The 16,866-nt window shown below is 37.8% G+C and carries 13 protein-coding genes; 2 read left to right on the forward strand and 11 right to left on the reverse strand.

Going from position 1 to position 16,866, the window contains the following annotated elements:
* The first annotated feature begins 49 nt into the window (after positions 1–49).
* Together AABJ44_RS09495 and AABJ44_RS09500 are read left to right on the forward strand one after the other, a co-directional pair.
* Positions 50–1,279 (forward strand): CapA family protein, encoded by a 1,230-nt coding sequence (locus AABJ44_RS09495; protein ID WP_338368676.1) that lies wholly within the window; start codon positions 50–52, stop codon positions 1,277–1,279.
* A complete protein-coding gene (locus AABJ44_RS09500; protein ID WP_338368677.1) occupies positions 1,270–3,882 on the forward strand; it encodes a helicase-related protein in 2,613 nt (870 codons plus the stop codon). Before AABJ44_RS09495 ends, AABJ44_RS09500 begins: the two co-directional genes overlap by 10 nt.
* On the opposite strand, the gene AABJ44_RS09505 is transcribed toward AABJ44_RS09500, so the two are convergent.
* The 11 genes from AABJ44_RS09505 to AABJ44_RS09555 form a co-directional block, all read right to left on the reverse strand.
* Positions 3,879–5,279 (reverse strand): PP2C family protein-serine/threonine phosphatase, encoded by a 1,401-nt coding sequence (locus AABJ44_RS09505; RefSeq protein WP_338368678.1) that lies wholly within the window; start codon positions 5,277–5,279, stop codon positions 3,879–3,881. The genes AABJ44_RS09500 and AABJ44_RS09505 overlap by 4 nt on opposite strands.
* A complete protein-coding gene (locus AABJ44_RS09510; RefSeq protein ID WP_338368679.1) occupies positions 5,245–6,732 on the reverse strand; it encodes a HEAT repeat domain-containing protein in 1,488 nt (495 codons plus the stop codon). Before AABJ44_RS09510 ends, AABJ44_RS09505 begins: the two co-directional genes overlap by 35 nt.
* Positions 6,733–6,735: 3 nt before the next feature.
* Positions 6,736–7,875: a tRNA guanosine(34) transglycosylase Tgt gene (gene tgt / locus AABJ44_RS09515; protein ID WP_338368683.1), complete on the reverse strand. Its 1,140-nt coding sequence runs from the start codon at positions 7,873–7,875 to the stop codon at positions 6,736–6,738.
* A 9-nt stretch (positions 7,876–7,884) separates the two neighbouring features.
* The gene (locus AABJ44_RS09520) at positions 7,885–8,961 is read right to left on the reverse strand and encodes an LptF/LptG family permease (protein ID WP_074640134.1); all 1,077 of its coding nucleotides are present in this window, start codon (positions 8,959–8,961) and stop codon (positions 7,885–7,887) included.
* Between the two features lie 16 nt (positions 8,962–8,977).
* Positions 8,978–10,198, reverse strand: a complete 1,221-nt coding sequence (locus AABJ44_RS09525; protein WP_256210221.1) for an LptF/LptG family permease — start codon at positions 10,196–10,198, stop codon at positions 8,978–8,980.
* A gap of 1 nt (position 10,199) precedes the next feature.
* Positions 10,200–10,646 carry a dUTP diphosphatase gene (dut, locus tag AABJ44_RS09530; protein WP_338368689.1) on the reverse strand — a complete coding sequence of 149 codons (447 nt, stop codon included), beginning with the start codon at positions 10,644–10,646 and terminating at the stop codon, positions 10,200–10,202.
* Positions 10,646–11,536, reverse strand: coding sequence for a DUF4349 domain-containing protein (locus AABJ44_RS09535; protein WP_338368692.1), 891 nt, complete (start codon positions 11,534–11,536; stop codon positions 10,646–10,648). Before AABJ44_RS09535 ends, dut begins: the two co-directional genes overlap by 1 nt.
* A 92-nt stretch (positions 11,537–11,628) precedes the next feature.
* Positions 11,629–12,048 carry a hypothetical protein gene (locus AABJ44_RS09540; protein ID WP_338368694.1) on the reverse strand — a complete coding sequence of 140 codons (420 nt, stop codon included), beginning with the start codon at positions 12,046–12,048 and terminating at the stop codon, positions 11,629–11,631.
* Between the two features lie 25 nt (positions 12,049–12,073).
* Positions 12,074–12,982, reverse strand: a complete 909-nt coding sequence (locus AABJ44_RS09545; protein ID WP_338368695.1) for a tetratricopeptide repeat protein — start codon at positions 12,980–12,982, stop codon at positions 12,074–12,076.
* A gap of 197 nt (positions 12,983–13,179) precedes the next feature.
* Positions 13,180–15,279: a polyribonucleotide nucleotidyltransferase gene (gene pnp, locus AABJ44_RS09550; RefSeq protein ID WP_338368698.1), complete on the reverse strand. Its 2,100-nt coding sequence runs from the start codon at positions 15,277–15,279 to the stop codon at positions 13,180–13,182.
* A 197-nt stretch (positions 15,280–15,476) separates the two neighbouring features.
* Complete coding sequence (locus tag AABJ44_RS09555; protein WP_338368701.1) at positions 15,477–16,694, reverse strand: TDE2508 family outer membrane beta-barrel protein; 1,218 nt, start codon at positions 16,692–16,694, stop codon at positions 15,477–15,479.
* Between the last annotated feature and the right edge of the window lie 172 nt (positions 16,695–16,866).

The following is a 16,866-nucleotide window of genomic DNA, read 5'->3' on the forward strand; positions in this document are numbered from 1 at the left end:
CAGAGGCAAGCTGTGCTTGCCGACTTTTTTTTATTTTTCAGGAGCATGAGTGAAACTATATAAATACATCACAGTTTTCTTCATCATTCTTTTCACAGTGCTCCTTATTGCCTGTGGCACTACATCACAAATCAAAAATAAAACAGCGGAAAACACACCTCTTGAAGAATTACCACAGGAAGCCGCTTCTAAAAAGAATCACGATAAAAATACAATCAATCTCCTTTTCGCCGGCGACATTATGGCGCATTCGGTAAATTACTATATCACAACCTACTCAAAAATCTGGCGCGATGTTAAATATCTGATTGAAGAACCAGATCTTGCCTTTGCAAATATCGAAGCACCGATAGACACAACCCGTGAAGCCACTTCTTACCCGAACTTCAACATGACACAAAAATTTGTTCAGGCTGCAGTAGATGCAGGCTTTGACGTTTTTTCACTCTGCAATAATCACTCGAATGACCAGTACAAAAGTGGCATTCTTGAAACTATAAAAACAACTCAGACAATTACACAGGAAACTCTTGAACAGACCGGACATCAGGTTTATTTTTCCGGTCTTAAAGCTTCCCCCGACGCTGCCCTTACCTACAATTATTTTGAAGCAAATTCCTGGAAAATTCTTTTCCTGCCAATTACTGAACTTCTGAACAGACCAGATGCATCTGAATACATAAACTTTATAAAACCAGATGACGACTCACGCAAAAACTTTCAGAAACTTGTTACTGACCTGCGTGCAGAACACCCCTGCGATCTTTTTATAATTTCAGTCCACACAAGCGAGCCTGAATACACCCGCGTTATCACAGACAGACAGAATGAATTCTACATGAATCTGCTGGATTCAGGAGCTGATGTTGTATGGGCAAATCATGCACACATCATTAAAGACAGAAAAATCGTAGTTAACACAAAGACAGGCCGCGATAAACTTATTATGTATGCCAACGGAAACACAATAAGCGGCCAGCGAACAAAACCAGAACTTACATCAAAAAATCCAACTGGTGAACGCGAAAACACCGGAGACGGACTTTTTTACAAAGTAACTTTCACTAAAGAAAAAGACGGTTCAATCAAAATCAAAAAATGCGAACCTCAATTTATAACAACCTACATTAACACTGCAAACGAGTATGTAATAAAACCACTCAATCAGGATTTTGTAGATTATCTTTACGACGTTCCACGCACAAACTGGGCAAAATATATTGAACGCCGCATCAAAATCAATAAGGAAGCAACAAAGGATTTAATAGAATGGCAATAGATTATAAGTCTCTTCCAGTTTACGAACAGAAACAGAAAATTTTAGACTGCCTCGAAAACAATCAGGTAGTAATTGTAGAAAGCCCTACTGGCTCAGGAAAGACAACTCAAATTCCAGTAATTTTGTATGAAGCAGGTTATGCAACCAACGGAATGATTGGTGTTACTCAGCCTCGCCGTATTGCAGCCCTCAGTGTAAGTGAATTTATTTCAAAGCAGCTCGGTACAACTTATCCTGGACTTGTCGGCTACAAGATGCGTTTTGAAGATTACACAAACTCAGACACACGTATCAAAATCATGACAGACGGTATTTTGCTGCAGGAAATGAAACTTGATCCGTGGCTTTCTAAGTACAGCGTACTTATGATTGACGAGGCTCACGAGCGAAGTCTGAACATTGACTTTGTTCTTGGTCTTGTAAAACGTGTACTTCGTGAGCGCAGCGACTTCCGCGTAATCGTAAGTTCTGCAACAATGAACACTCAGGTTTTCAGCGAGTATTTTGATAACGCACCTATCGTTTCAATTGATACAGTAACATACCCGGTTGCATTAGTTTACGATCCAATTCCGGGAGGTTCAACTACAACCACAGACTCTGGCTGCGACCAGATTCTCAACAAGATTTACAATACTGTAGACCGTGTTCTCGACAACGATGAAGACGGAGCAATCCTCATCTTCCTCCCTGGTGAAAAAATCATCAAGGATTGTATGGATAAACTTTACTACTCTCCTATTGGCCGAAAACTTCATATTCTTCCGCTTTACGGCCGCCTTCCAAAAGAAGAACAGGAACGCGTTTTTGAAAAAGCACCTGAAGGAAAACGCAAAGTTGTAATTTCTACGAATATTGCTGAGACCTCGGTTACCATCAGTGACGTAACAACTGTAATAGATTCGGGCCTCTGCAAGCTGAACTTTTACAACCCGAAAAACTTTACTTCAAGTCTTATTGAATCTACAGTTTCTCGTGCTTCATGCAATCAGAGAAAAGGCCGTGCAGGACGTACTCAGCCGGGTACCTGCTATCGCCTCTACTCACGCAAAGATTTCGATACCCGTCCGGAATATACAACAGAAGAAATCTATCGTACAGACCTCAGTGAAGTTGTTCTCCGCATGAGCGAACTTGGCATTACAGATTTCTACGACTTTGATTTTATTGCAAACCCGGGCCGCGAAGGAATTATCGGTGCAGTTGATACCCTGCACATCCTCGGCGCTCTTGAAGATGACAACACACTTTCAAGTATCGGTCAGATGATGGTTAAGTTCCCGCTGGAGCCGCGCATCAGCCGTATTATTGTCGAAGCAATTATGCGATTTCCGGACGTACTTGATAAGGCACTTATTGCAGCTTCGTTCCTTAGTGCAAACTCACCTTTTGTTCTTCCGCCAAATGAAGAGATGGAAGCCCGCAAGGCCCATCACCGTTTCCAGGATATTCAGGGCGACTTCTGTACTTACCTTAATATTCTCAAAGCCTTCAAGGATACAGATAACCGTGAGAAGTTCTGTAAGAAGAATTATCTTGATGAACGCGTAATGGCCGAAATCGAAAATATCAACGAACAGCTTATAGAAATTGTAAGTGAAAAAATGGGTATTCCTGTTGTAGAAGGTAAAGGCAATATGCAGGATTATCTTTGCTGTGTTGCTGCAGGTATGATGCAGTTTGTCTGTATTCGTACCGGCCGTGAAAGTTACCGCTCACTTACAGCAGATCATATTTCAATTCACCCTGGCAGCGTAATGTTTAAAAAGGATCCGGTATTTATCGTTGCCGGAGAAATCATACGTACAAGCCGTATTTTTGCATCAAGCGTTTCACCGCTTACCCGCCCTATGCTCGATACAATCAATCCAGATTTATTTGAGCGACTCATGGCCTGTAAAAAAGAACGCGACAGCTCAAGAGAAGCCCGCATGCTTGAGCAGGAAAGAAACCGTAACGCAAAAGCACTGCGCCGTCAGGAAGCAGAACAGCAGAAAAAGAAAGGCAAAAAAGGAAAAGCCGGCGACAGCGAAGACCTCCCTGTTCCAGAAGATTCACTTTCACTCGGCGGATTCCTCTTCCCTACAAAAAAAATCAAGGGAAAGAAAACTGCCCTGCTTCCACTGGAACAGCTGCTTGAAGCAATCAAAATTGAAAAGAATAAAAACAAGCTTAATAATGCCGGACAGATGAGAGCGTCTGTTATCACAAGCGACAACGGCAGTCTCTTAAGCGGAGAAAAACTTTCATTGATATTTGAGCTTGCAAATAATCTTGATCTTCGTCCGGTTGCAGAAAAAAAATGGAACCGCCATATGAATGTAAACATCAATGATCCTATTCAAAAGGAACAGCTCATAGATTCACTGAGTTTCATTCTTCGTACCGCTATTGCAAAGCAGAAAGGCCGTGAATATGGTTTCATCACACTTTACAACAATGGAAACGGCAGCTATTGGTTTAAGGTATCAAGAGGATTCTCAACTGCGCTTATAGAAACTCATTCTAGTCTGGAAACTTTGATTGAAGAGAATGTTGAATTCAGTAAAGAGGAAACAGCCGCAATAAATAAGGCTCTAGCTCTTGTAAATAACTTCGACTAACTCTGATAGCGGAGAACCATGATTGTCATATCATCCTTTGAAGGCTCCATACCTTTAAAGGATGCAATTCCGGAAATTACATCATTCAACTGTTCATCTGCCGGCTTATTGATATTCGCAGCAAGAATATTTATAAAGCCCTGCTGACCAAGTCTTCTTCCGCCTGGTGCGCAGCAGTTAATTACACCATCAGTATAAAGAATCAGCTCATCACCTTTAGACATTGTAAGTTCAATTGAATCATAATAAGGCTCTATGGAACTTAAACCGATTGCTCCTACAGAGAGCGTAGAATTATTGATCAGTTCAAAAGATTCATTTTGCTTTCTATAAATTATCGGAGACTGATGTCCTGCATTTACAAATTCAATATGACCATTACCCTTTGAATCTACTTCTTTCATTCTTAAAAGAATACCGGTCATATATGTATCAACTTCGCCCTTTTCAACATTAAAACGAACATTGATATTTTCAACCAGGTCTACAATACTTTTATTTTCACTCTCATAAAATTCCTGCTTGAAAATATTTTTTGCAAGCATTGTGATGATTCCGGTTGTAATTCCATGTCCAGAAGAATCAAAAATACCAAGTCCTTTTATTTCTTCTTTTTCATTAGCTTCAGATTTCTTTTTAGTTGTTTTCTTTTTATCAGTCTTTTCTAAAGAAACATGCTTCGGATACAAATCATATAAATCACCTGAAATTCCTGCCAGTGGAATCAATGAACAGGCAATATCCCAGCCTTTGAAAGAACTCATTTCCTGCTGAAAAAATGACTTTTGAATTAAAGCGGCCATTTTATTTTCAGACGCAAGAATATCTTTTTGTTCAAGCAATTCATTTTCAGTCATAAATATTCTATGCTTAAGGAAGATAGAAAATATAAACTCAAAAAGATAAAGCAGAGGAAATCTTGTTTTGAATGCATTGTTAAAAGCATAAACTAATTCTGTATCACCAAGCGGAGACCAGAGTCCTGCCATCAGTAAAACAAGTACTACAAAGTTTATGCACAAAAAGCACTTATATGGAATTAAATAAAGTGTAAATAGAGGAATAACTGCAATCCAGATAATTCCAAAACCTTCTGTTCCGCCCGAGTATAAAAACCAGACAGTAAGACAGATTACCATAATCGAAGCAGAAATATAAAAAAAGGTAAGCTTTTTAGTAAGCTTCGTATAAATAAATGTTGCAAGCATTAAAAGAGCATAAGCAAGTGTAGTAAGAACTATTACAAAATTTGAATCAATTAAAGAAACGATTGATAAAATAAATCCTTCAATTGCAATTGCCAGAGAAATTAAACTGGCCATGTGATAATTCTTTTGTGCATTATATTCAGAATGCTGACGGTTACTTGGCATCAGCTGCTTCAGCAGATTTTTCATTTTTTAACTCTTCATCCTCAATCGAAAGCATTTTCTTAATACGGTTTTTTACTCCGGAATTTACTTTCTTATCTGCATAGATATTTCTCATCACAGGAACTGCAGATGAAAATTTATTTGTTTTATACATATCAAGGCCAAGGCTCTGGGTTGTTGAATCCTTAGAACCGAGATATTTCAAACATATCTCATCATAAGCCGAGTTTTCATATTTAGCAAGTTCTTTTCCAATGGCATATCGTAAATCCTTGCGTCTATCATCATTGAGACATTCTTCAGCAAGTGCAAGAATTTCTTTTTCCCCGGTGTGACCTTCTTTTAACAGAACTTCAACAATCTTCTTTTTTGTTCCATCACCAACTTTTTTTTCTACAAGCTGAGAAACAAGAAATTCATTTGCCTCTTTTGTATTCACTGCTGCAAGGCTGGAATAAGATTCATCCTTAATGATTTTCTCGCTGTCATTCTTTGCCCTGTAAATCAGATATGGAACAGCATCAGTCATATTATTTTCTTTAACAGTTTTGATTGCTTCCTGTCTTACACGCCAGTGCTCATCTCTGATTCCCTGAAGAATCGTTTCCTGAGCTTCAACTACATCAGGAAAATGAGAAAGCCCCTTTATTACATACTGACGTAGATTCGGATCGTTCTCTGAAAATAACTGCACCAGAACAGGAATTGATTCCTTTTTTTCCATAAGACCGAGAGATTCTGCTGCATACATTCGAACATAAAGATTTTCATCTTCATCTTCAGCAACTTCTACTACCTTATCCCAGGTCTGTACTGCATGCATTTTTCCACAGGTACGCATAAGAGTCTGACGCTGAGCATCACTGAGATCTTCACGCTCCAGATATTCAACAAGGAACATTGCTTCTTCCGGACCACCGATTTCACCGATTGCAGCAATTGCATCATTGAAGTACGAATCATTTTCACTTTCAATGAGCGAGAGAACTGCAGGAATTGCTTCTTTAGTTTTTACTGCAGCAATATACTGGAAACAGGCTTTTACAAGATCATTTTTCTCATCATAAGGATCATTAAGAACTTCGACAGCGTAGTCTTCAAGACATGGATCTTCCTGCTGCTTAAAATAATTAAGAACCTTCTGTTTAATAGAAGTATTTTTTGTTACCTGAAAAACGTCATAGATTTCCTCTGTAAAACGAGGATCATCATTTTTAATAAGCTCGTCTATTAAGGCAGAGATTTCCGAAGGAACTCCATATTTTATTGTATTTGACTTATTCTCATAATCTTTATCGGTTTCATCTTTTTCGGCTGCATTCTGTGCCTTTTCTTTATCGATTGGCTTAGGGCGTTTTGACGCCGGAATTTCTGAAATACCACCTTTTGAAGCCTTAAAATCAGAATCTTCAGCTGCAATAAAAGGTGTACACAAGAATGTCATCAAAAAGAATGCCATTATAGAGAGCTTTTTCATTTATTATACCCCCTGATGAAATTTCTCAAGAAAGTCTGTCCTATACTGCTCAAAGCGGTCTTCATCTATTGCTACACGAATTTCTTTAAGCATGTTATTTAAGAAATACAGATTATGATAAGACGCAAGTATACTGCTGAGTATTTCCTGTTCCTTAAAAAGGTGTCTTAAATAACTTCGGGAATAAGTGCGGCAAACTTTACAGTTACATTCAGGATCTACCGGTCCAAAATCATGAATCCATCTTTCCTGTTTTATACTGAGCATTCCACGACGGGTAAAATATGAACCGTTTCTGGCATTTCGGGTTGGAAGGACACAGTCAAACATATCAATTCCAGCCTGAACCGCATCAAGAATATATTCCGGAGTACCAATACCCATTACATACTTTGGCTTATCTTCCGGAAGATACTGTACTGTATAATTCAAGTATTTAGTAAACTCTGCAGGAGGCTCACCTACACTCAAACCGCCAATGGCAATTCCCGGCATATCAAGTGAGCTTACGAATTCCGCACTCTTCTGTCGAAGGTCTTCAAAAAAGTTTCCCTGTACAATAGGGAAAAGAATTCCTTCGTAACCGGCTTCACGCTGTTTTTCCCACTCACCTTTTGCACGAAGCAGCCAGTCACTTGTAATACGAAGTGCTTTTTCTGCTTCCTTGCGATCAACACCCCAGCCGGAACAAACATCTAACTGCATCTGAATATCAGAATTAAACTTTGTCTGAGTCTGAACTACATTTTCCGGGGTGAACATGTGGTAACTGCCGTCAATATGACTCTGAAAGCGTACACCTTCATCTGTAATTTTTCGAAGTTTGCTTAAAGAGAAAACCTGAAAGCCGCCGGAATCTGTAAGGAAGTTTTTCTTCCACTGAGAAAACCCGTGAAGACCACCGGCCTCTTTAATTAAATCCGGTCCTGGACGCAAAAAAAGATGATAGGTATTTGCAAGGATAATATCAAAATCAATTTCTTCAAGAAAATCTTTTGGCATTGCCTTTACAGTTGCGTTAGTTCCAACCGGCATAAAAACTGGAGTTCTTACATCTCCATGTGGAAGATGAATTGTTCCTGTTCTTGCACGGCTTCCACTAGCCTTATGCTTTATATCAAAAATCTTTAAAACTTCATTCATATCAATTCCTTATGTTCGGGCGTATCTTAAAAGCACCACACTTATTATAGTAAAGAAAATAACTGGAGACCAGGCTCCAGAAAAAGCCGAAATATAACCATGTTTGGCAAGAACCATTGTTACCATCATTGTAACATAAAAAAGTACAGATGCACCAATACAAGAAGCAAGACTTATAAGAAGAACATTTTTACGGGTTTTACCAGTAAGTCCGATTGAAAGAAAAACTACAATAAACACAATAAAAGGAAAAGCATATTTTTTGTAATATTCTGAAAGTTCCTCATTATACGGAAGTCCAGCCTTTTTCAAATGTTCAATATAAATCTTAGCATCAGAAGCAGATACAGACTGAACATCCACATTTGTTTTACGGAAGATTTCGTATGATTCTGTAAGCTGGTCTGTATATTCAGATTTCACCTTAGTCATTTTCAAAGTATCATCAACCATCTCATATTGTTCAGGCTCTTCCAGATCCCAGCGGTTATGCTCAGAATTCCAGAATGCCTGTTTACTGCTGATAATTGCAAGAAGTTCTTTATTATCGCCTCTGAAAATGAAATAACAGTTACGAAGTCTTTTAGCTTTTTCTGTATAGCGCGCAGCAGAATAAATTATTTTTCCATTATCAGAAAGAACAATTACATTGCTGTTATTTTCATTTTTAGTTTTCTGCAGCAGAGTGGCCTGCAAGGTTGTTTTCTTTTCATAAGTCTGTACAACAAATTTGTTTTCAAAAACAAAAAGACCATAAGCCATAAGCAGACTTATAATCAAAAGCGGAAGTGTAAAACGGAAAAGAGAAACTCCAGAAGCAAGAAGAGCCTGAATCTCATTAGATGCATACATTTCACTCAGCGCATAAGAAGTTGAAAACAGAATGGCAACTGGAACTGCATACCATATAGTTTTTGGGACATAATAAGCCATAACCAGCCCGATATCTTTTGCAGAACAGTTATTCTGAAGATAAGTTGCAATATTCATAAAAAGATCAACCAGATTCAGTACCAGCGCAAAGAAAAACATAGCACCAAAAAAAAGAGGAAGAACCTTTTTCAAAAGATAAATTATAAGCTTCATATAATCCTTATAAACCTTATTTTTTAATCAGACGAGTCAGGAAAATCAATCCGAATAATCCGATAAGAATATTCGGAGTCCATATACACCAGAACGCATTCAGCCCTACTTTAGTTACAAGCAGCTGTCCGACAATCTGAACGGCCCAGTATAAAACGCAGATTACAATTCCGAGAAAAAGTCCTATCATCTGACCGTTATTTTTTCCAAACAGAAATGCCATCGAAAAAGCCAGCAAAGCAAAGAAGATAGAACCGAATGGAATTGCAAATTTCTTATGCCATTCCATTCCCCACAGATTTATTTTACGAATCAGAGATTCATCCTGAGAAGCCTGAGATTTCATCTGATTAAGCCGTTTTGTAAGATCATAGGTTGTCATCTCGCGTGGAGACTGAGCCCAGGTTCCAAGGAAGGTTGAATCAAAAACATTCATAACAGTTCGCTTTGAATGAAGAATATCATAATTCTTTTTATTATCAGCCTTAAGAGTCAGGATAGTTGAATCATTCATATCAAACTGCATCAAAACACCTTCTTCTTTTGCACCAACAAGAACTGATTCACCTGCTACAATCAGACGGTCTTCATCATTTTTTGAATCAATGATAACTACATCAGAAACCTTATTTCCATCTACATTTCCAATTACAATATTTGCCGTATCAAGATGCTTTACACTGTTTGATTCAAGCTCAATAGAAGGAGTAGAATTTACTATCTTTCGCATAAGCTGATTGTATTTTATCTGGCCGAGAGGAAGCAGATAGTCGTTCACAAAGAAAGAACCGATAGAAATACAAATCCCCAGCAAAGCTACAGGCACAAAGATTCTGAAAAATGAAAAACCAGCAGCACGGAAAATTAAAATTTCATTACTGGTCATCATGCCGCCAAGACTCATAAGAAAACCTACGAGCGTTGCAAACGGTGCCGACTGAGCAATGATAAATGGAAGACTGTAAACCATAATGCGCATTACATCTGCAATAGGTGCAGATTTAGCAAGCAGTTCCTCTACAACAAGAAGAATCTGATTTACAAAGAAAACCATAAAAAAGAAAAAGAATGAAACAAGAAAATAAAGGAAAAGATCCTTAAAAAGATATTTTATGAGAATATGATTTTTAAGAGTTCCGCGCTTAAGTACACGAACCTGAAACTTATCATAATACATATGAATAAGTCTGAGAGTATGATTTCTCTTTATTTTCTGAATCAAATCTCTGGTTGTCATATTACTTTGAAATACCTGTTGAACCGAAGCCACCGACCCCACGTTCAGTTTCACTTAAGCTGTCTGTAATAGAAAAGGTTGCCTGAGTTACAGGAGCTACTATCATCTGTGCAATGCGGTCACCTGAATTGATTGTAAAATCTGCATCACCAAGATTTATGAGGATTACTTTGATTTCGCCACGGTAGTCACTGTCTATTGTGCCGGGTGTATTGAGAACTGTTACACCGTTCTTTGCCGCAAGTCCTGAACGAGGTCGTACCTGAACCTCATATCCTTCAGGAATCTCAAAGAAAAGTCCTGTCGGCACCATTGCGAACTTGCCGGCTGGAATTGTGAGAGATTCATTAAGCAGGGCACAGAGGTCTGCACCTGCCGCACCCGCAGTTTTATATTCAGGAATTACAGCACCCTTAGATGCCACACATTTTATATTGATAGTTTCCATTATTTTTTTCCTCTTAAACGTGCAAACAGTTTTTTCAAGAATCCGATTTTTCCAAAAAGCAGCCAGTACAAAACCGCAGCAATTGCGACTAAAGGAATACCGAATACTATTACATAAATAATAATTACAAATAACTTAATAAAGAAGTTTATAATATTTGAAAAGACTTCTTTCCATTTAATAGTTTCAATATAGTAATCAATTCCGCGTTCTGTAGAAATCGCAGTAAGATAAATCTCAATTGTTGAATATGATATTTCGTGTGAAAGGCGTTTCATCTGCCCTTCCATAGATTCAATTTCAGAAATTACATTATTAAGTTCTCTTTCAACTTCAAGCAAATCCTTCATATTATCTGCTTTTTTCAGATACTGATTATACTTTTCCTGAAGGATTTTCTTTGTTTCAAGACGTCCCTGTAAATCATAAAACTGCTCTGTAACATCTTTTACTTTAACAGAACGATTTCTAACCTTTCCAAACCCGGCAACTGAATTCATTGCCTCATCAAAATTTTCCTGTGGAATTTTTACAGTATATCTTCCACCACTTTCATACATATTTGAACTTGAAATATATCCGCCGAAACGTTTTGTCCAGGCTTCAATATTTTTATCTGATTCTTCAAGTGAATTTACATTAAGTTCAATGTTTCCGGTTTTAATAAGCTTACGTTCAATTACAGGTTCATCATTTATTTCTGGCTTTTCGTAATTTCCAGCATCAATATAAACACTTTTTGCACGAGCTGAAGTCTGAACATAACTATCGTTTTCTTGAAAAGAGGCTTCTTCCATATCTGCAAAAAGAGCAGACTCATATTTTTTAGATGATTTTGAGCATGAAACAAAAATTACAGAAAATAAAACGAATAATAAAATTTTTCTCATAAGATATAATTATACTGTAAAAAATCAAAACATTCTATAAAAATAAGGCTGCCGGAATTCACCAGCAGCCTTAATGTATTTGGTCAGTTTTCTTATCTGATAGAAAGAAGACCACCAATAATCAGAAGATCTTTTGCAACATTCAGAATCCAGAACATTGCATTTCCGTCAAGTTTGTTTACGCCAAATGAACGGCTGAAAACATCTGCAACAACTGCAATAACAATCCAAAGTACAGTAAGAATAAGCATTACTGTATTATCCCAGCTTCCAAGATCACGGAAAATTGTGATTGCAATACAAACTCCACCAATAAGCAGAAGAATTGCTACTACAATTACAAGAATCTTTGCAAGATCACCGCTGAAAATCTCATAAATTGCAGCTCCAGCTTCGCTTGCTTTAACCGATCCGCCAACCCCGAGCATACAAAGCCCTGTGATGATGAAATAACAAGCCAGTGCAATTCTGATGAAAAGTGCACCGAGCCCTCTGTTACTTGTTTTTGCCATTTGGCCCTCCTATAATTTAGAAAAATTATTGATTTCTTGACTTAAAGATTTCTGTTTCAGCTCTGTCCTTTTCAATATCTTCAAGAGCTCTTTTGAAAGCCTTATTTTTTGGATCCTGCTCAGCAAACTTCTTTATAAGAGCTTCTGCATTATCAAAATCCTTTCTAACCTGAAGCATAATAGCATAATTATAACCGGCAGCAATATCATCTGTAGATTCATAAATCTCTTTATAGATTTCTTCTGCAGCAGCATAATCAAGATTTTTTCCACTAAGCATTTTCTTTGCAGACTTCATTTTTTCTTTAATAGCCTTATCTTTTGATTTTGTATCAAGAATTGTTACAGCCTGATTATAGGGTGTATCAAAAATGATTTCTGATATCTGATATGCAAAACTTGAAATCTGATCCTCAACAATCTTTTCAGGAGACATAAGCATTGCTTTTGGAGTAGGATTTGAATTTACACCGAAAAACTTATATTCTTCTGTTACAAGAACAGAATTATCTTCTGTCTTTAAAACCATTACTTCCATTAAAGCTGAAATCTGACGAGTCCATTCATCTTTAACAGTAACAGTATTTCCTGCACTATCTTTAGATTCAATTGTAACACCAGAATCTTTTACATCAAAACTCTTGAAAGAAACCTGAATTGCAATATCAGACTTTCCGTTAAGAATTACAAATTTTCCATCTTTTGTTCCATAATCTGACAAAGCAGAAATAAACTTTTTTCCCAAATCGTTCTGCTCTTTATCAAATGTTTCACCTTTCTTTGGTGCATAAGTAATAACTGGGTAAAAGGCAATAGAATTTGCAAAAGTCAAATCTAATTTTGCAGGCTTTTTTCTTTGAAATACAGCAGTTGCAGCGAACATAGGTAAAATTATAGCTGCAACCATAATCAAACTAATCAATTTCTTTTTCATTAGTAACTCCATAAAATTATATAAAATATAAAAAAAATATTTCTCTCAGAGAGCACAAAGGACACAAAGAGAAATTTTATAATTTTACCCTCCGTGTCCTCTTAAACTCTGTTAGAAATTCTTATTTATTTCTCCCCTTTTTCGATAATCCTAAAAAGCTGCACTGTCGTACAACTTTTTTTAACGGATTTTCGATTCTAGGCATCCAGAGCATCAATGTAACTAAGGTTCAATCTTCCCTGCTTGTCTACTTCGAGCAGCTTAACTGGGATTACCTGACCTTCTGTAAGAACGTCAGTTACCTTGTTTACGCGCTGTTTTGAAAGCTTAGAAATGTGGCAGAGACCTTCTTTTCCAGGAAGGATTTCTACAAAGGCGCCAAAGTCCATAATGCGCTTTACAGTTCCCTGATAGATTGTTCCAACCTCTGGATCTTCTGTAATGCCCTTAACAGCCTTCTTAGCAGCCTCAGCATTCAAGCCGTTCTTAGAGTAGATTGTTACAGTTCCGTCATCATCAGTGTTGATTGTTACATCATACTGAGAGCAGAGAGCCTTAACATTCTTTCCGCCAGGTCCAATGAGAGCGCCAATCTTGTCTACAGGAATCTTCATTGTTAGAATCTGTGGAGCATTCTTAGCAAGTGGAGCCGGCTTGTCAATGCACTTCTCCATGATTGAGAGGATGTGGAGACGACCCTGGCGAGCCTGTTCCATAGCCTTCTTCATGATTTCAGTTGTTACACCGGCAATCTTAATATCCATCTGGAAACCGGTAATACCGTCTTTTGTTCCGGCTACCTTAAAGTCCATATCACCAAGGTGGTCTTCTTCACCAAGGATATCGCTCAAAATCTTATAGCGGCCATAAGGATTGTCTCCCTCTGGTTCTGTGATAAGCCCCATAGCAATACCTGCTACCATCTTCTTCATTGGAACACCGGCAGCGAGCATACAGAGTGTACCACCACAAGTAGAAGCCTGAGATGAAGAACCGTTAGATTCCATGATTTCAGATACTACGCGGATTGTGTATGGGAACTCTTCACGGCTTGGAACCATAGCAGCGAGTGAGCGGCGAGCGAGGTTTCCGTGACCAATTTCACGACGACCTGTTGTGAGCTTACCTGTTTCACCAACTGAGTATGGTGGGAAGTTATAGTGAAGGATGAAGTGCTCTGAGCGGTCTCCATCGATATCGTCATAAGACTGTTCGTCCATTGCAGTACCCAAAGTACATACAGCAAGAGACTGAGTTTCACCACGAGTGAAAAGTGCGCTTCCGTGTGGAGTTGGCAATACGTTTACTTCACAGGTGATTGGACGGATTTCATCAACCTTACGGCCGTCAACACGAACACCTTCGTCAAGAATAGACTTGCGGAGCAGCTTGTACTGGATGTCATCCATCAAAGTACAGAAAAGCTTGGCCTGGATTGGGTCAGAAAGCTGTTCAGCATATTTTGCAGCGAGGTCTCTCTGAACCTGAGCAATTGCCTTACCACGGCTAATCTTGCTGTCTTTGAAGCAGGCTTCTTTCAAAAGTGGAGTTGCTTCAGCTTCGATTGCTTCTGCATTGTCCAAAGTTACATCAAGAGGGTTCAAAGGAAGCTTTTCCTTACCAGCCTTCTTAACAAGTTCTTCCTGCAAGAGACACATATCAGTAATGAACTTCTGAGCGCGCTCCAAAGCACCAAGCATAAGCTCTTCAGAAACTTCGTTAGCACCACCTTCTACCATTGTAAAGCCGTCTTTAGTTCCGGCAACAACGATTTCAAGTTCACCCTTTTCAATCTGTTCGAAAGTTGGGTTGATAATGTATTCGCCGTTCAAGTATCCAACACGACAAGCAGCAACTGGTCCGTGGAATGGAATATCAGAAATACAAGTAGCAGCTGAAGCGGCAATAACAGCAAGAATATCCTGAGTATGAACACCGTCGCAAGAAACACAAGTTGGAACAATCTGAAGTTCGTGACCAAAAGACGGTTCAAAAAGTGGGCGCATTGGGCGGTCGATAAGACGAGATACGAGAATCTCCTTGTCCTTAGGACGTCCTTCGCGTTTTACAAAGCCACCAGGGATTTTTCCGGCAGCATAGAATTTTTCATTGTACTCAACAGTAACAGGAACGAAATCCTGACCTTCTGTAACAGAAGATGAAGCACAAATTGTTGCAATAATAGCGGCTCCGCCCCACTGAGCGTAAACACAACCATTAGCCTGCTTACCGATTTTTCCTGTTTCCAAGATGAGATCGGCATCTCCAAGTCGGTAAGTTACTCTTTCTACTGACATAAAATTTTCTCCTACATACGTCACTACATCCGACGCATGTTTTTATCTATTTATTAGTAAAACTAATATACAAAAGTGTAATATCTAATTTTAGACCATAAAATGATAATAATCAATGCAAATATATAGAAGATATAAATAAAAAAAATCCCGCCCGGCAAAATGCCAGGCGGGCAATGTCTAAGCTGATTTTAGACTTAGAATTTTACAGATACTTCAAATCCAAATTTATGAATAAGAATCTGATTTACAGTGGTCCAGAAATTTTGATTTGTGTTGAAATTTACAGTTGTATTATTACCAAAGAGGTCTGCAAGGATTTCATAAGAACAGTCTATACAGATATTCTTTGTTGGTTTGATAGCAAATCCTGAATTGAAGTGTAATTCAGCATCTTCACCATTCCATTCTGCTATAGATTCATTATCATTCTTTGAATAGGTAAAAGAAGGAACATCAAATGCAACACCAGCATTAAGATCGATATTCTTTTTTGTTGCATATGTAACACCAGCAGCAATTGAAGGAGTCAAACCAAATCCAAATGTACTTGCATCTCCAGACTTTCCAAACTTAACGTCAGATTTAAGACCTGCAGAGAATCCAAAAGAAAGCGCATTTGTTGATTTTAAGATTGCCTTATAACCAAGTGGAATAGTAATTGTAAAATTACTATACTTTAAATCAGAGTCTACAGGTTTATTAAGATCCATCTCTAAACCAACATTAAATGTCTGTTCTACATTTTTAACTTTTCCGTATGGAATATCAGCTCCAACAGCGAGTTTTAAATCCCAGTCACGAGAGTCTACAGTTATTGTAGAACCACCTGTAGTTACATCTTCTTTAAGACCACCAATCAAGAAATTAATTTCTGCATAAGGAATAATTTTTGTCTTTTTGATTGCATACTCTTTCAGACCTGCTTTCAAAGCAACATCAATATATTCATGTTTTATTGTATTTTGAGAACCATTGTCCAAATAGTACAAATTAAAAGCAAGACCTACATTACCGAAACCATATGTATTGTTAAACTGGAATTCAGAAAGAGTTGTTTCTGTTGTTTTATCACCATCAGTTGGTTTTGTTGTTTTATTCAAACCAAAATTTCCAGAGAAATAAGTACCCCAATAGAACTTTTTCAACTGTTTAGCAAAACCGATATTATAGGTATTACCAACATTTTTAGATGATCCCATACCAAAATAAGCAAAGAACTGCTTTGGTGCAACATTAGACCAATAGTTCACATCTGTAAAATCATCAACATCATTACTAAACAAACCTGCAGTAGATTCTTTTGTTTTTGAAACAGGTGTTCTTGGCTCCGGTTTTGGATTTGCCTGTGCAAACAAACCAAAACTGAGTACAGCAACTGCTGCAACTGTTGTAATTTTCTTAATAGAAATCATATTAATCTCCTTTTCAGAGTTTTGCCCTATATACAAATAGCAAAACTTCTAAATTGTTGGAAAACTATATAACATTAAGAAAAATAAGTAAATACTTGTGAAATTATAAAAAAGTTTTATATTTAAGAAAAAAAATCCCGCGCAACGTGAAGCTGGCGGGATTTGTTGAGAT

Origin of the sequence: Treponema bryantii, from assembly GCF_036492245.1 — a bacterium.
Taxonomy (GTDB): domain Bacteria; phylum Spirochaetota; class Spirochaetia; order Treponematales; family Treponemataceae; genus Treponema_D; species Treponema_D bryantii_C.

What these genes read in the sequence shown, in the direction of transcription:
- AABJ44_RS09500 (WP_338368677.1), top strand. Translation starts at nt 1,270, where the DNA reads ATGGCAATAGATTATAAGTCTCTTCCAGTTTACGAACAGAAACAGAAA.
- AABJ44_RS09505 (WP_338368678.1), bottom strand. Translation starts at nt 5,279, where the DNA reads ATGAAAAATCTGCTGAAGCAGCTGATGCCAAGTAACCGTCAGCATTCT.
- AABJ44_RS09510 (WP_338368679.1), bottom strand. Translation starts at nt 6,732, where the DNA reads ATGAAAAAGCTCTCTATAATGGCATTCTTTTTGATGACATTCTTGTGT.
- tgt (WP_338368683.1), bottom strand. Translation starts at nt 7,875, where the DNA reads ATGAATGAAGTTTTAAAGATTTTTGATATAAAGCATAAGGCTAGTGGA.
- AABJ44_RS09520 (WP_074640134.1), bottom strand. Translation starts at nt 8,961, where the DNA reads ATGAAGCTTATAATTTATCTTTTGAAAAAGGTTCTTCCTCTTTTTTTT.
- AABJ44_RS09525 (WP_256210221.1), bottom strand. Translation starts at nt 10,198, where the DNA reads ATGACAACCAGAGATTTGATTCAGAAAATAAAGAGAAATCATACTCTC.
- dut (WP_338368689.1), bottom strand. Translation starts at nt 10,646, where the DNA reads ATGGAAACTATCAATATAAAATGTGTGGCATCTAAGGGTGCTGTAATT.
- AABJ44_RS09535 (WP_338368692.1), bottom strand. Translation starts at nt 11,536, where the DNA reads ATGAGAAAAATTTTATTATTCGTTTTATTTTCTGTAATTTTTGTTTCA.
- AABJ44_RS09540 (WP_338368694.1), bottom strand. Translation starts at nt 12,048, where the DNA reads ATGGCAAAAACAAGTAACAGAGGGCTCGGTGCACTTTTCATCAGAATT.
- AABJ44_RS09545 (WP_338368695.1), bottom strand. Translation starts at nt 12,982, where the DNA reads ATGAAAAAGAAATTGATTAGTTTGATTATGGTTGCAGCTATAATTTTA.
- pnp (WP_338368698.1), bottom strand. Translation starts at nt 15,279, where the DNA reads ATGTCAGTAGAAAGAGTAACTTACCGACTTGGAGATGCCGATCTCATC.
- AABJ44_RS09555 (WP_338368701.1), bottom strand. Translation starts at nt 16,694, where the DNA reads ATGATTTCTATTAAGAAAATTACAACAGTTGCAGCAGTTGCTGTACTC.